Source organism: Cupriavidus sp. 22TCCZM04-2, from assembly GCF_057798895.1.
On the sequence record NZ_JBYOJS010000011.1, the window covers coordinates 142,705 to 157,068 of the forward strand.

11 protein-coding genes and 1 pseudogene are annotated in these 14,364 nt (G+C 65.0%); 11 read left to right on the forward strand and 1 reads right to left on the reverse strand.

Going from position 1 to position 14,364, the window contains the following annotated elements; all coding sequences use genetic code 11:
- Positions 1–2 precede the first annotated feature (2 nt).
- The 3 genes from AC3FKG_RS17720 to AC3FKG_RS17730 are packed head-to-tail and all read left to right on the forward strand — an operon-like array spanning position 3 to position 2,805.
- Positions 3–1,322, forward strand: coding sequence for a branched-chain amino acid ABC transporter permease (locus tag AC3FKG_RS17720; protein WP_483711256.1), 1,320 nt, complete (start codon positions 3–5; stop codon positions 1,320–1,322).
- Positions 1,319–2,092, forward strand: coding sequence for an ABC transporter ATP-binding protein (locus AC3FKG_RS17725; protein ID WP_483711257.1), 774 nt, complete (start codon positions 1,319–1,321; stop codon positions 2,090–2,092). Before AC3FKG_RS17720 ends, AC3FKG_RS17725 begins: the two co-directional genes overlap by 4 nt.
- Positions 2,092–2,805 carry an ABC transporter ATP-binding protein gene (locus tag AC3FKG_RS17730; RefSeq protein WP_483711258.1) on the forward strand — a complete coding sequence of 238 codons (714 nt, stop codon included), beginning with the start codon at positions 2,092–2,094 and terminating at the stop codon, positions 2,803–2,805. The genes AC3FKG_RS17725 and AC3FKG_RS17730 overlap by 1 nt, the downstream gene beginning before the upstream one ends.
- Before the next feature lie 4 nt (positions 2,806–2,809).
- On the opposite strand, the pseudogene AC3FKG_RS17735 reads toward AC3FKG_RS17730, so the two are convergent.
- Positions 2,810–4,368, reverse strand: a pseudogene (locus AC3FKG_RS17735) (amino acid permease).
- 498 nt (positions 4,369–4,866) lie between these two features.
- Between AC3FKG_RS17735 and AC3FKG_RS17740 the strand changes: the two are divergent.
- The 8 genes from AC3FKG_RS17740 to AC3FKG_RS17775 all read left to right on the forward strand — a co-directional run bounded on the left by AC3FKG_RS17740 (position 4,867) and on the right by AC3FKG_RS17775 (position 14,344).
- Positions 4,867–6,948, forward strand: coding sequence for a 3-hydroxyacyl-CoA dehydrogenase NAD-binding domain-containing protein (locus AC3FKG_RS17740; RefSeq protein ID WP_488743724.1), 2,082 nt, complete (start codon positions 4,867–4,869; stop codon positions 6,946–6,948).
- 53 nt (positions 6,949–7,001) lie between these two features.
- Positions 7,002–7,640 (forward strand): bifunctional nicotinamidase/pyrazinamidase, encoded by a 639-nt coding sequence (pncA, locus tag AC3FKG_RS17745; protein ID WP_488743725.1) that lies wholly within the window; start codon positions 7,002–7,004, stop codon positions 7,638–7,640.
- A gap of 47 nt (positions 7,641–7,687) precedes the next feature.
- The gene (locus AC3FKG_RS17750) at positions 7,688–8,866 is read left to right on the forward strand and encodes an acetyl-CoA C-acyltransferase (protein WP_483711262.1); all 1,179 of its coding nucleotides are present in this window, start codon (positions 7,688–7,690) and stop codon (positions 8,864–8,866) included.
- Positions 8,867–9,063: 197 nt separating this feature from the next.
- Positions 9,064–10,926: an acyl-CoA dehydrogenase gene (locus AC3FKG_RS17755; protein ID WP_488743726.1), complete on the forward strand. Its 1,863-nt coding sequence runs from the start codon at positions 9,064–9,066 to the stop codon at positions 10,924–10,926.
- Between the two features lie 47 nt (positions 10,927–10,973).
- Positions 10,974–11,756 (forward strand): SDR family oxidoreductase, encoded by a 783-nt coding sequence (locus tag AC3FKG_RS17760; protein WP_488743727.1) that lies wholly within the window; start codon positions 10,974–10,976, stop codon positions 11,754–11,756.
- A gap of 118 nt (positions 11,757–11,874) precedes the next feature.
- Complete coding sequence (locus AC3FKG_RS17765) at positions 11,875–12,312, forward strand: PaaI family thioesterase (protein WP_483711265.1); 438 nt, start codon at positions 11,875–11,877, stop codon at positions 12,310–12,312.
- A gap of 106 nt (positions 12,313–12,418) precedes the next feature.
- A complete protein-coding gene (locus tag AC3FKG_RS17770; protein WP_488743728.1) occupies positions 12,419–13,429 on the forward strand; it encodes an NADP-dependent oxidoreductase in 1,011 nt (336 codons plus the stop codon).
- A gap of 69 nt (positions 13,430–13,498) precedes the next feature.
- Complete coding sequence (locus tag AC3FKG_RS17775) at positions 13,499–14,344, forward strand: class II aldolase/adducin family protein (RefSeq protein ID WP_488743729.1); 846 nt, start codon at positions 13,499–13,501, stop codon at positions 14,342–14,344.
- The last annotated feature ends 20 nt before the right edge of the window (positions 14,345–14,364 follow it).

Sequence of the window (14,364 nt, forward strand, 5' to 3'; positions counted from 1 at the left end):
CCATGAGAGTCGAAACGACGATGGAACAACGCCGTGAAGCGGTCATCACCGGCCGTACCGTGCACTACAAGCCGCTAAACCTGGCGCGCTGGCTGATATGGGGCATGACCGTGCTGGTGATGCTGGTGCTGCCGCTGATCTTCACCGGCGGGTTTGCGATCACGCTGATGTCCCAGATGGGCATCATGATTATCTTCGCGCTGTCCTACAACATGCTGCTGGGCCAGACCGGCATGCTGTCGTTCGGGCACGCGGTGTATTCGGGCCTGGGCGCCTTCATTGCCGTGCACGTGCTCAATATGATCGGCGCGGGCAAGGTGTGGCTGCCAGTGTCGATGCTGCCCCTTGTGGGCGGCGTGGCCGGCGCCTTCTTCGGCGTGCTGTTCGGCTACGTGACCACGAAGAAGTCGGGCACCACATTCGCCATGATCACCATGGGCATCGGCGAGATGGTGTTCGCCAGTTCGCTGATGTTCCCCGAGTTCTTCGGCGGCGAAGGCGGCATCTCGACCAACCGCGTGGTGGGCGACCCGTTCCTCGGCATCACCTTCGGTCCCGGGCGCCAGGTGTACTACCTGATTGCCGCGTGGTGCCTGGTGTCGATGGTGGCGATGTATGCGTGGACGCAGACGCCGCTGGGCCGCATCGCCAACGCGGTGCGCGACAACCCCGAGCGCGTTGAGTTCATTGGCTACAACACGCAGCGCGTGCGCTATCTGGTGCTGATCCTGTCGGCGTTCTTTGCGGGCATCTCGGGCGCGCTGTCGGCCATCAACTTCGAGATCGTCTCGGCAGAGAACGTCAGCGCGGTGCGCTCTGGCGGCGTGCTGCTGGCGGCGTTTATCGGCGGCGCCGGCGTGTTCTTCGGGCCGATCATCGGCGCGGTGGTCTTCATGCTGTTCGCGGTCGCGCTGTCGGACCTGACCAAGGCGTGGCTGCTGTACCTGGGCCTGTTCTTCGTGCTGATGGTGATGTTCGTGCCGGGCGGCATTGCCAGCCTGCTGCTGATGCAGATGCCGCTGCTGGCGAAGGGCAAGTTCAGGCAGATGCTGCCGTCCTATGGCCGCGCAGCGGCAGCGGGCGTGGTGCTGCTGGCGGCCATGATCCTGACCGTCGAACTGGTCTACAAGGTCCAGGTCGACAGCGCCAACGGGACCGGCATGTCGCTGTTCGGCATCGGCTTCGATGCGGCCACGCCGATACCGTGGGCGGTCGCCGCCGTGCTGTGGGTGGCCGGGCTGCTGGCATGGCGCATGGCGGTAGCGCGCGTGCGCGCCGCGTGGGACAAGGTGCAAGGCGAAATCGCGGGAGGCAGGGCATGACAGCGGCACTGGAACTGACCGATGTGCGCAAGAAATTCGGCCAGACGGAGATCATCCGCGGCGTGAACCTGTCCGTTCCCAAGGGCGAGCGCCACGCGCTGATCGGGCCCAACGGCGCCGGCAAGTCGACCACGTTCAACCTGATCTCCGGGCGCTTCGCGCCGACTACCGGCTCGGTGCGGCTGAACGGACAGGAAATCGGCGGACTGCAGCCGTTCGCCATCAACCGCATGGGGCTGTCGCGCAGCTTCCAGATCACCAATATCTTCCACCGCCTGTCGGTGTTCGAGAACCTGCGCTGCGCGGTGCTCTGGTCGCTCGGCTACAAGTACTCGTTCTGGCACCGCCTGTCGGCGCTGCGCGACGCGCGCGAGCGCGCCGACGAAGTGCTGGAGCTGATCGGCATGCAGCACCGGCGGGAGTCGCAGGCGGGGCTGCTGACCTATGCGGAGCAGCGCGCGCTGGAAATCGGCATCACCATCGCCGGTGGCGCCGACGTGATCCTGCTCGATGAACCCACGGCCGGCATGAGCCGCTCGGAATCGGACCATGCCGTCGAGCTGATCCGCAAGGTCACCGCGGGCAAGACGCTGGTGATGGTCGAGCATGACATGAGCGTGGTGTTCGGACTGGCCGACCGCATCTCGGTGCTGGTCTACGGCGAGGTGATCGCCACCGATACGCCGCAGGCCATCCGCAACAACCGCAAGGTCAAGGAGGCTTACCTGGGTACCACGCTGGATGAAGGCGCCACCGAAGGAGCGCACTGATGGCAAAGCGCATGCTGGACGTTACCGGGCTGCACGCCTACTACGGCAAGAGCCATATCCTCCACGGCGTGGACGCGCATATCGATGAAGGCGAGATCGTTGCGCTGCTCGGGCGCAATGGCGTGGGGCGCTCGACCATGGCCAAGGCCATCCTCGGCATGGTGAAGGCCGAGGGCTCGGTGCGTTTTCGCGACGAGGAAATCCTGGGCCGCCGCACCTTCGAGATCGCCCATCTCGGCATCGGCTACGTGCCGGAGAATCGCGACATCTTCCCGACGCTGACAGTGCGGCAGAACCTGCTGCTCGGCGAGAAGCGCAATCCGCGCCAGGCAAAGCCACGCTGGTCTATCCAAGATATGTTCGCGATGTTCCCGCGCCTGAAGGAGCGCGAGAATACCGCGGCGGGCGTGCTGTCAGGCGGCGAGCAGCAGATGCTGACCCTGTGCCGCACGCTGATGGGCGATCCTGACCTGATCCTGATCGACGAGCCGACCGAAGGCCTGGCGCCGATGATCGTGACGCTGGTGGGTGACTACCTCAAGACGCTGAAGGAGCGGGGCGTGTCGGTGCTGCTGATCGAACAGAAGCTGGCCATCGCGCTCGATATCTCGCAGCGGGTGTACGTGATGGGCCATGGGCACATCGTGTTCGAAGGCACGCCGACCGAACTGAAGGCCAATGCGCAGGTGCGCAAGGAGTGGCTGGAGGTGTAGAGGCTCAGGTCACGTCCGGCTCACCACCGGACGCGACCGGATATCCCGCTTGTGCAGCTTGGCTGGCCGCGACTTTCGCCGTCTTCGGCAGCTCGAACGGCATATCCTCATAGTCGATCAGCCGCGTCTTCCTGACGATACGGTAACCGAGCCACAGCGCCAGGAACACCGGCACGCCGATATAGGTGGCGATGATCTCGGGCCAGCGGTTGGGAATGTCCGCGAAGGCCTGATAGTTCTGCCCGGCCACGATCACGAGGCAAAGCACGCCTGCGAAGAGCGGGCCGAACGGATACAGCGGCGAGCGATAAGCCAGCGCGTTGACGTCATAGCCCTGGTAGACCAGCCCGCGGCGGAAGCGGTAGTGGCTGAGGGCGATGCCGAACCACGCGAAGAAGCCCGTCATCGCCGACGTATTGAGCAGCCACAGGTAGACCGCCTTGTCGCCGAACAGCGAGCTGAAGAAGCACAGCGCGCCAATAGCCGTGGTGACCACCAGCGCATTGAACGGCACGCCGTTCACGGTCAGCTTGCCGAGCCAGCGCGGCGCGCGTCCGCTGACGGCCAGGCCGTACAGAATGCGCGTGGAGACATACATGCTCGACGTGCCGGCCGACAGCAGCGCGGTCAGCACCACGGCATTCATCAGGCCGGCGGCGAAGGCCAGCCCGGCGTGGCGGAATACCAGCGCGAACGGACTCACGCCGACGTCGGTCACGTCATTGCGCAGCAGGTTCGGATCGGTATAGGGAATCAGCACGCCGATGATCAGGATCGCGATCACATAGAACAGCAGATGCGCCAGAAGGTCTGCCGGATCGCGCGCGGGATGGTCTGGGCCGGGTTCTCCGCCTCGCCGGCGGCCACGCCGACCGTCTCGGTGCCCTGGAACGAGAAGCCCGCAATCATCGCCACGCCGATCATGGCCGGTATGCCGCCGACGAACGGCGCGTCGCCGAGGGTGAAGTTGTGCCAGCCCGATTGCGGCCCGCCCTTCATGATGCCGAAGATCATCAGCAGGCCCACGAACAGGAACACGATCACCGTGATCACCTTGATCAGCGCGAACCAGTACTCGGCCTCGCCGAAGCCGCGCACCGAGAACGCGTTGAGCGCGAACATCAGCAGCAGGAAGCCCGCACTCCAGGCTAAGCCCGGCATGCCGGGAAACCAGAACTGCATCACCAGCTGCGCCGCCGTGAGCTCCACGGCAATGGTCACGGCCAGGCTGAACCAGTAGTTCCAGCCGAGCGCAAAACCGAAGCCTTCGTCGACATAGAGCGCACTGTAGGTGACGAAGGAGCCGGCCACCGGCATGTGGACGGCCAGTTCGCCCAGGCTGGTCATCAGGCAGTACACCATGAAGCCGAGCAGTGCATACATCAGCAGCGCGCCACCAGGGCCGGCCTGCGCGATGGAAGCACCCGAGGCGACGAACAGCCCCGTGCCCACGGCGCCGCCGATGGCGATCATGGTGAGATGGCGCGCCTTGAGCTTGCGCTGGAGATCGTCATGCTCGACGACCGGGTGCTGGTGCGGATGAGGGTGGGAGTGGGAAGACATCAGGGTCGCTGGAACTTCGCCTGCCCGGACCTCTTCTGGAGATCCGGGGCGGAAAAATGAAAAGCCGGGAGTCTAACCTGTCTTTTTTGGGAATCGTCCGCCGAGCTCAAATTAAGTCGCATACTGGCCTTGATCCGCAGCGTTGACTTCGCGAAAGTGCGGCGGGCGCCATGGGTTTTTCCGCAAACGCTTGGCTGGACAAGGGTTTATCCGGGTGCGGGGCCGTGGGCCCATGCACGCGGCGAAGGGCGGAAATAAAGCCCGCGCATGGTAGCGAAATAGCCGGAAAATTAAAATTGAACGACCGTGCTATTTTGTGTATGCTGTGTTTCGCCCGTCGGCTGAAACGCTTGTCGGGCGCGGGAATGCGGAGGGTTTACCCTTCGGTCGCGGCTCCGGCCGCGGCAGTCCGACGGCCGGGACAGGCCGGCAGTGCAGCACGAAGACATATTCGAGAATTCGAATCCCGAGACAACCCAAGACACCAAAGGAACCAGCATGACAGCGCAGTATCAGGTTCAGGACGGCGTAGCCGTCATCACGCTCGACAATCCCCCTGTCAACGGCCTGGGTCACAGCACCCGGCTTGGCATCGTCGATGGCATGACCCGTGCGCTGGACGATGCGGCCGTCAAGGCCATCGTCATCACCGGCGCCGGCAAGGCATTCTCGGGTGGCGCCGATATCCGCGAATTCAATACCCCCAAGGCCACGCAGGAGCCGACGCTGCATTCGGTGATCCGCGTGCTCGAAGGCTCGTCCAAGCCGGTGGTGGCAGCGGTCCATTCGGTGGCAATGGGCGGTGGCCTGGAGCTGGCGCTGGGCTGCAACTATCGCGTGGCGTCGAAGGGCGCGCAGATTGCGCTGCCGGAAGTGAAGCTGGGCCTGCTGCCCGGCGCCGGCGGCACGCAGCGCCTGCCGCGCGTGATCGGCCTGGAAGCGGCCGCGAACATGATCGTGTCGGGTACCGCCGTGCCGTCCGAGAAGTTTGCCGGCACCAAGCTGTTCGACGAGATTGTGGACGGTGACGTGCTGCCCGCCGCCGTCAAGTTTGCACAGAACGTTGCCGCCGCGCCCGGCCCGTACCCGAAGGTGCGCGATCTCAAGGTCCGCCACGAGAACGCCGAAGGCTTCCTCGGCTTCGCCAAGACCACCGTGGCTGCGATGGCCAAGAACTTCCCGGCGCCGCTGAAGTGCCTGGAAGCGGTGGCCGGCTCGATCAAGCCGTTCGAGCAGGGCCTGAAGGAAGAGCGCGATGGCTTCCTGTACCTGGTGACCACGCCGGAATCGCGCGCGCTGCGCCATGCTTTCTTCGGTGAACGCGCCGCCAGCAAGATCCCCGACGTGCCGTCGGACACGCCGGTGCGCAAGATCGAGAAGATCGCCGTGATCGGCGCCGGCACCATGGGTGGCGGCATCAGCATGAACTTCCTGAACGCTGGCATTCCGGTCACGATCCTGGAAACCAAGCAGGAAGCGCTGGACCGCGGCGTGGGCGTCATCCGCAAGAACTACGAGAACAGCGCCAAGAAGGGCAAGCTGACCCAGGAAAAGGTCGAGCAGCGCATGGGCCTGCTGTCGACCACGCTGTCCTATGACGACATCAAGGACGCCGACATGGTCATCGAGGCCGTGTTCGAAGAGATGGGCGTCAAGGAAGTCGTCTTCAAGAAGCTGGACGAAGTGATGAAGCCGGGCGCGATCCTGGCTTCGAATACCTCGACGCTGGACGTGGACAAGATCGCATCCTTCACCAAGCGTCCGCAGGACGTGGTCGGCATGCACTTCTTCAGCCCGGCCAACGTGATGAAGTTGCTCGAAGTCGTGCGCGGCGCGAAGACCGGCAAGGATGTGCTGGCCACCGTGATGGCGATCGGCAAGAAGATCAAGAAGACCGCCGTGGTGTCGGGCGTGTGCGACGGCTTTATCGGCAACCGCATGATCGAGCAGTACAGCCGCCAGGCCGGCTACCTGCTGGACGAAGGCGCATTGCCGGAGCAAGTGGACAAGGCCATCGAGAAGTTCGGTTTTGCCATGGGTCCTTTCCGCATGGGCGACCTGGCCGGCAACGATATCGGCTGGGCCATCCGCAAGCGCCGCGCCGTGGATAAACCGGACATCCAGTACTCGAAGACCGCCGACTTGCTGTGCGAAATGGGCCGTTACGGCCAGAAGACCGGCGCGGGCTGGTACGACTACAAGGCGGGCGACCGCAAGCCGTACCCGAATCAGCAGGTCAACGACATGATCGTGCAGCATTCGAAGGACCTCGGCATCACGCGCCGCAAGATCTCCGACGAGGAGATCGTCGAGCGCCTGGTGTTCGCGCTGGTCAACGAAGGCGCCAAGATCCTCGAAGAGGGCATTGCGTCGAAGGCCTCGGATATCGACATGGTGTACCTGACCGGCTACGGCTTCCCGCTGTTCCGCGGCGGCCCGATGCTTTACGCCGACCAGGTTGGCCTCTACAACGTGGCGCTGGCGATGAAGAAGTACGCCAAGGGCTACCACGGCGAAGCCTGGCAAGTCGCACCGCTGCTGCAGAAGCTGGCGGACGAAGGCAAGGGCTTCAACGACTGAGGCCCGGGCCGCAGCAAGGCAGAAGGAAGGCGAAAGCGAAGGCAAAGGTGAACATGAGACCCGGTCCGGATGACTGCCTGCTGGTGGTCGACGTGCAGAACGACTTCATGCCCGGCGGCGCGCTTGCCGTGCCGCGTGGCGACGAAATCGTTCCTGTCGTCAACCAGCTGGCGCGCATGTTTTCGCACGTGGTGCTGACGCAGGACTGGCACCCGGCGGACCATGTCTCGTTTGCCGCCAACCATGCGGGGACCCAGCCGTTCCAGATGCTGGCGTTGCCGTACGGCCAGCAGGTGCTGTGGCCGGTCCACTGCGTGCAAGGCACGGCGGGCGCGGCTTTCCATGCCGCGCTCGATGTGCCCAATGCCCGGCTGGTGATCCGCAAGGGCCATCATGCGGGCGTGGACAGCTACTCCGCCTTCCTGGAGGCGGACCGCAGCACGCGCACCGGACTGGCCGGCTATCTGCGCGAGCACGGCGTCAAGCGCGTGTTCCTGGCCGGACTGGCGACCGACTACTGCGTGGCGTGGAGCGCGCTCGATGCGCGCGCCGCAGGCTTTGAAGCCGTGCTGACCGAGGACGCCTGCCGCGCCATCGACCTGAACGGGTCGCTGGCACAGGCGTGGCAAGACCTCGCCGCCGCGGGCGTGAGGCGTATCCAGTCTGCCGACTTGCTGCAAGCCAAAGGCTGAACCGAACCAACCGAACTGAAAGACACCAAGATTCCGAGGAGCAAGACATGAACGAGGCAGTCATCGTATCCACCGCCCGCACCGGGCTGGCCAAGAGCTGGAAGGGCGCGTTCAACATGACCCATGGCGCCACGCTGGGCGGCCACGCCGTCGAGCACGCCATTGCACGTGCAAAGATCGAAGCCGGCGAAGTTGAAGACGTGCTGATGGGCTGTGCCAACCCCGAAGGCGCAACCGGCTCCAACATCGCACGCCAGATCGCTCTGCGCGCCGGTTGCCCGGTCACCGTGCCGGGTGCGACCGTGAACCGCTTCTGCTCGTCCGGCCTGCAGACCATCGCCATGGCCGCGCAGCGCGTGATTGCCGATGAAGGCGACATCTTCGTGGCCGGCGGCGTGGAAAGCATCTCGTGCGTGCAGTCCGAGATGAACCGCCACATGATCGCCGACCCGTGGCTGGTCAAGAACAAGCCCGAAATCTACTGGAACATGCTCCAGACCGCCGAGAACGTGGCCAAGCGCTACAACATCTCGAAGGATCGCCAGGACGAGTACGGCGTGCGCAGCCAGCAGCGCGCCGCCGCCGCCCAGGAAGCCGGCAAGTTCAAGGACGAGATCGTGCCGATCACGGTGCTTGCTGGGGTGGCCGACAAGTCCACGGGCCAGCTGGTCACGAAGGAAGTGACGCTGGACCGCGACGAAGGTATCCGCGGTGACACGACGCTGGAAGCCGTGTCTAAGATCCGCACCGCGGTGCCGGGTGGCGTGGTTACAGCCGGCAATGCTTCGCAGTTCTCGGACGGTGCTTCGGCAGCCGTGGTGATGAACGCACGCGTCGCGGCCGCCAAGGGCCTGCAGCCGCTGGGCGTGTTCCGCGGCTTTGCCGTGGCCGGTTGCGAGCCCGATGAAATGGGGATTGGCCCGGTGTTCGCGGTGCCCAAGCTGCTGAAGAAGGCCGGCCTGAAGGTCGACGACATCGGCCTGTGGGAGCTGAATGAAGCGTTTGCCGTGCAGGTGCTGTATTGCGCCGACAAGCTTGGCATTCCGATGGATCGCCTGAACGTGAACGGCGGTGCCATCGCCGTGGGCCATCCGTACGGCGTGTCGGGTGCGCGCCTGGTCGGCCATGCGCTGATCGAAGGCAAGCGCCGCGGCGTGAAGTACGTGGTGGTGACGATGTGCATCGGCGGCGGCCAGGGCGCGGCGGGTCTGTTCGAAGTGCTGTAAAGGCGGACCGCTTGTTTGCTCCCTCTCCCGCTTGCGGGAGAGGGAGCACGCTTGCAGCCATTCCGGGCCAGCCGTTACAGCTGGCGCAATATCGCTCCGAAGTCATTCCCTTCCAGTAGGGCTGTCTGGCAGCCCCGGGGCACACCAGCAAGACAAAAGAATTCGCGGCACGCCAAGCAGTGCCGCACGGAGACACCATGTCGCTGATCCTTTCCCGCCGTGACCTGAATTTCGTCCTGTACGAGTGGCTCAAGGCCGAAGAACTGAGCCAGATTCCGCGCTATGCCGACCACTCGCGCGAGACCTTCGACGCGGCGCTGGATACCTGCGAAAAAATCGCCACCGACCTGTTCGCGCCGCACAACAAGAAGAACGACCAGCACGAACCGGAATTCGATGGCGAGACCGTCACCATCATTCCCGAAGTCGGCACCGCCCTGAAGGCCTTCTGCGAGGCTGGCCTGATGGCCGCCGGGCAGGACTATGAACTGGGCGGCATGCAGCTGCCCGTGCTGGTCGAGAAGGCCGGCTTCGCCTACTTCAAGGCCGCCAACGTCGGCACGAGTTCCTACCCGTTCCTGACCATCGGCAACGCCAACCTGCTGCTGACGCACGGCACGCCCGCGCAGATCGACACCTTCGTCAAGCCAGAGATGGAAGGCCGCTTTTTCGGCACCATGTGCCTGTCGGAGCCGCAGGCGGGTTCATCGCTGTCCGACGTGACGACGCGCGCCGAATACGAAGGTGAATCGCCGCTGGGCGCGCAGTACCGGCTGCGCGGCAACAAGATGTGGATCTCGGCAGGCGAGCACGAGCTGTCGGAGAATATCGTCCACCTGGTGCTGGCCAAGATTCCGGGCCCGGACGGCAAGCTCGTGCCGGGCGTGAAGGGGATCTCGCTGTTCATCGTGCCCAAGTACCTCGTCAACGCCGATGGCTCGCTCGGCGAGCACAACGACGTGGTGCTCGCCGGGCTGAACCACAAGATGGGCTATCGCGGCACCACCAATTGCCTGCTGAACTTCGGCGAGGGCATGAAGCACCGGCCAGGCGGCAAGGCCGGTGCGATCGGCTACCTGGTCGGCGAGGCCGGCAAGGGCCTGGCCTGCATGTTCCACATGATGAACGAGGCACGCATCGGCGTGGGCCTGGGCGCCGTGATGCTCGGCTATACCGGCTACCTGCATGCGCTGGACTATGCGCGCAACCGTCCGCAGGGCCGCCCGGTCGGCCCCGGCGGCAAGGATCCCGCCAGCCCGCAGGTGAAGCTGGTCGAGCACGCCGATATCCGCCGCATGCTGCTGGCGCAGAAGAGCTACGTCGAAGGCGGCCTGGCGCTGAACCTGTATTGCGCGAAGCTCGTCGACGAAGAACGCGCCGCGGCCACCGCCGGCGATGCGCCATCGCACGCGCGGCTGTCGCTGCTGCTGGACATCCTGACGCCGATCGCCAAGAGCTGGCCGTCGCAGTGGTGCCTGGAAGCCAATAACCTGGCGATCCAGGTGCATGGCGGCTACGGCTATACCCGCGAATACAACGTCGAGCAGTTCTACCGCGACAACCGCCTGAACCCGATCCACGAAGGCACGCATGGCATCCAGGGCCTGGACCTGCTGGGCCGCAAGGTGGTGATGAAGGATGGCGCCGCGTTCCGGCTGCTGGGCGAGCGCGTGCAGGCCACTTGCGAGCGCGCGTTGTCCACCGGCGACAAGGAACTGGCCGGCGAAGCCCGTGCCCTGGGCGCTGCTGCCACGCGCCTGTCGGAGGTCACCAAGGTCCTCTGGAGCGCGGGGGATGCCAACGTGACGCTGGCCAACGCCAGCCTCTACCTCGAGGCCTTCGGCCACGTGGTGGTGGCGTGGATCTGGCTGGAGCAGGCACTGGTGGCGCAGGATGCGCTGGCACGCGGCGCCAGCGGCGAAGACGAGATGTTCTATCGCGGCAAGCTGGCCGCGGCCGCGTACTTCTCGCGTTGGGAACTGCCGAAGGTGGGTCCGCAACTCGACCTGCTGGCCACGCTGGACCGCACCACGCTGGACATGCAGGACGCCTGGTTCTGACTGGCTCCTCCACTCCCCGACATCAAGAATCATCAAGGAACCGAATCATGCGTACCATCCAGCAACTGTTTGACCTGAAGGGCCGTACCGCGCTGATCACCGGCGGTTCGCGCGGGCTTGGCCTGCAGATCGCCGAAGCGCTCGGCGAGCAGGGCGCGCGCGTGGTGCTGTCCGCGCGCAAGGCCGACGAACTGCAGGCCGCGCAGGCGCATCTGAAATCGCGCGGCATCGAGGCCGACTGGATCGCCGCCGACGGCGCGCAGGAGGCGGACATTGTGCGCCTGGCCGATGAGGCGCTGGCCAGACTGGGCCACGTCGACATCCTCGTCAACAACGCCGGCGCGACCTGGGGCGCTCCCGCTGAAGACTATCCGGTCGAGGCCTGGGACAAGGTGATGAACCTGAACATCCGCGGCCTGTTCCTGCTGAGCCAGCGCATCGGCAAGCTGTCAATGATTCCGCGCCGCCATGGCCGCATCATCAACGTTGCGTCGATCGCCGGACTTGCGGGCAACCCGCCGGGCTCGATGGAGACCATTGCCTACAACACCTCGAAGGGTGCCGTGATCAACTTCACGCGCACGCTGGCAGGCGAATGGGGCGAGCACAACATCACCGTCAACGCGCTTGCGCCGGGCTTTTTTCCGTCGAAGATGACCAAGGGCTCGCTCGATCGCATGGGCGTCGATGCCATGTGCGCGGGCGTGCCGCTGCATCGCCTGGGCGATGACGAGGACCTGAAGGGTGCCGCGCTGCTGTTTGCCAGCGACGCGGGCAAGCACATCACCGGCCAGGTGCTGGCGGTGGACGGCGGCGTCAGCGCGGTCTGACGGCTATCGGTGCACGGTCCTAACGATAGTCGGAGTTTGCGGCAATAATGCGGAACCGGTGCCGGCGGCATCATCTGTCTTCGGCACCACACCATCCCCCACACCAAATCGCATTGCCATGAACCAGTACACCGGCTCACTGAGCCATATTCCTTTCCTTGCCGATCTCGGCGTGACTTGCAGCCTGGCGGAAGGCGGACGCAGCGAGATCTCGCTGCCGATCGAGAAGCGCCACGAGAACAGCTGGGACATGGCCCACGGCGGCGTGATCATGACCCTTCTCGACGTGGCCATGGCAGTGGCCGGCCGCAGCAGCGATGCCGACGGCCGCGGCGTGGTCACTATCGAGATGAAGACCAGCTTCATGGCGCCGGGGCGCGGCCATCTGACCGCGCGCGGCACCACCGTGCACCGCACCACCACCATGGTCTTCTGCGAGGCGGAGATCGTCGACGCCGACGGCAAGACCGTGGCGCGCAGCTCGGGCACGTTCAAGTACATCCGGCGCATGCCTCCGCAGCGTCCGGGCGCAACGGATACCGGCGCCGACGGCTGAACGCCGGCACAGCAAACACAAGGGAGCGGATTCGCCGCTCCCGCATCGCAGCCACGCAGTGTCCTGCAGCCCGCAGTTTTCCAACTCCCATTGGAAGGAACCGACCATGTCGAACACATTCAAGCGCATCGTTCTCGCATCGCGTCCCGAAGGCGCGGTGACGCCCGCCAACTTCCGGCTCGAAGAAGTGCCCGTGCCGCAGCTTGCCGACGGCCAGGTGCTGGTGCGCAACCACTACCTGTCGCTGGACCCGTACATGCGCGGCCGCATGAACGAGAGCAAGTCCTACGCCGTGCCCCAGCCGCTGAATGAAGTGATGATCGGTGGCACGGTTGGCGAAGTCGTCGCCAGCAAGAACGCAAAGTACAAGGTCGGCGACAAAGTCGTCGGCATGTTCGGCTGGCAGGAGATGGGGGTGAGCGATGGCACCGGCATGCAGCCGGTCGATACCACGCATCTGCCGCTGTCGGCTTACCTCGGCTCGGTCGGCATGCCGGGCGTGACGGCGTGGTACGGGCTGAACAAGATCATCCAGCCCAAGGCCGGCCAGACCGTGGTGGTCAGCGCCGCGTCGGGCGCGGTCGGCAGCGTGGTCGGGCAGTTGGCCAAGCTGGCCGGCTGCCGAGCCGTGGGTTTCGCGGGCGGCAAGGACAAGTGCGACTACGTGGTCAACGAACTCGGCTTCGACGCGTGTATCGACTACAAGGCGGCCAAGGATGCGAAGGAGCTTTACACGATGCTCAAGGCGGCCACGCCCGACGGCATTGACGGCTACTTCGAGAACGTCGGCGGCGACATCCTCGACGCGGTGCTGACGCGCATGAATGCGTTCGGCCGCATCGCCATGTGCGGCATGATCGCGGGCTATGACGGCCAGCCGCTGCCGCTGAAGAACCCGCAACTGATCCTGGTGTCGCGCCTGACCGTCGAAGGGTTCATCGTCTCCGAGCACATGGAAGTGTGGCCGCAGGCGCTGAAGGAGCTGGGCACGGCCGTTGCGCAGGGCAAGATCAAGTTCCGCGAATCGGTCGCACAGGGACTGGAAAGCGCGCCGGAAGCGTTCATGGGCCTGCTCAAGGGCAAGAACTTCGGCAAGCAGCTGGTCAAGCTGGTGTAAGCGGCAAGGGCGCGGTCGGCCCTGCGCGGCCGGCTGGCCTGCATAGAACGACAACCACAGGAGACAGCCATGAACGCACCGCAAGCCCGGCCAGCACCCGACGACGAGATCGGCGCTGGCCTGTCAGAAGAGGTCAAGGCACGCTATCGAAACCTGCCGCGCCTGCCGCAGTTCGACACGCCGGCGCAGGAACGCCTGCACCGCAAGCAGCGCCTCGCCGCAGCCTTCCGGTTGTTCTCCAAATTCGGTTTCGACGAGGGCGTGGCCGGCCACATCACCGCGCGCGACCCCGAGTTCACCGATACCTTCTGGGTCAATCCGTTCGGCGTGCATTTCAGCCAGGTGACGGTGTCGAACCTGATCCGCTGCGACCATCACGGCAACGTGGTCGAGGGCGACTATCCGGTCAATGCGGCGGCGTTCGCGATTCATTCGCGCGTCCACCAGACCCGTTCCGATGCCGTGGCCGCAGCGCATTCGCATAGCACCTATGGCCGCGCCTGGTCCACGCTGGGCCGTCCGCTCGATCCGCTCACACAGGATGTCTGCGCGTTCTACAACGACCACGCTCTCTATGACGACTTCGGCGGCGTGGTGGTGGAGCTGGACGAAGGCCAGCGCATCGCCAATGCGCTGGGATCGAACAAGGCCGCCATCCTGCAGAACCACGGGCTGCTGACGGTGGGCAAGACGGTCGACGAGGCCGCGTGGTGGTTCATAACGATGGAGCGTTCGTGCCAGGTGCAACTGCTGGCCGAGGCGGCTGCCGCGCGTACCAATGCGCCGCTCAAAGTCATTTCCGATGCTGCCGCACGCCAGGCTTATTCGATCGTCGGTACCGCGCAGGCAGGCTGGTTCCAGTTCCAGCCGCTGTATGCCCGTATCGTCAAAGAGCAGCCCGACCTGCTGGACTGACACGATGACCTCCATGCCGC

What these genes read in the sequence shown, in the direction of transcription:
- AC3FKG_RS17720 (WP_483711256.1), top strand. Translation starts at nt 3, where the DNA reads ATGAGAGTCGAAACGACGATGGAACAACGCCGTGAAGCGGTCATCACC.
- AC3FKG_RS17725 (WP_483711257.1), top strand. Translation starts at nt 1,319, where the DNA reads ATGACAGCGGCACTGGAACTGACCGATGTGCGCAAGAAATTCGGCCAG.
- AC3FKG_RS17730 (WP_483711258.1), top strand. Translation starts at nt 2,092, where the DNA reads ATGGCAAAGCGCATGCTGGACGTTACCGGGCTGCACGCCTACTACGGC.
- AC3FKG_RS17740 (WP_488743724.1), top strand. Translation starts at nt 4,867, where the DNA reads ATGACAGCGCAGTATCAGGTTCAGGACGGCGTAGCCGTCATCACGCTC.
- pncA (WP_488743725.1), top strand. Translation starts at nt 7,002, where the DNA reads ATGAGACCCGGTCCGGATGACTGCCTGCTGGTGGTCGACGTGCAGAAC.
- AC3FKG_RS17750 (WP_483711262.1), top strand. Translation starts at nt 7,688, where the DNA reads ATGAACGAGGCAGTCATCGTATCCACCGCCCGCACCGGGCTGGCCAAG.
- AC3FKG_RS17755 (WP_488743726.1), top strand. Translation starts at nt 9,064, where the DNA reads ATGTCGCTGATCCTTTCCCGCCGTGACCTGAATTTCGTCCTGTACGAG.
- AC3FKG_RS17760 (WP_488743727.1), top strand. Translation starts at nt 10,974, where the DNA reads ATGCGTACCATCCAGCAACTGTTTGACCTGAAGGGCCGTACCGCGCTG.
- AC3FKG_RS17765 (WP_483711265.1), top strand. Translation starts at nt 11,875, where the DNA reads ATGAACCAGTACACCGGCTCACTGAGCCATATTCCTTTCCTTGCCGAT.
- AC3FKG_RS17770 (WP_488743728.1), top strand. Translation starts at nt 12,419, where the DNA reads ATGTCGAACACATTCAAGCGCATCGTTCTCGCATCGCGTCCCGAAGGC.
- AC3FKG_RS17775 (WP_488743729.1), top strand. Translation starts at nt 13,499, where the DNA reads ATGAACGCACCGCAAGCCCGGCCAGCACCCGACGACGAGATCGGCGCT.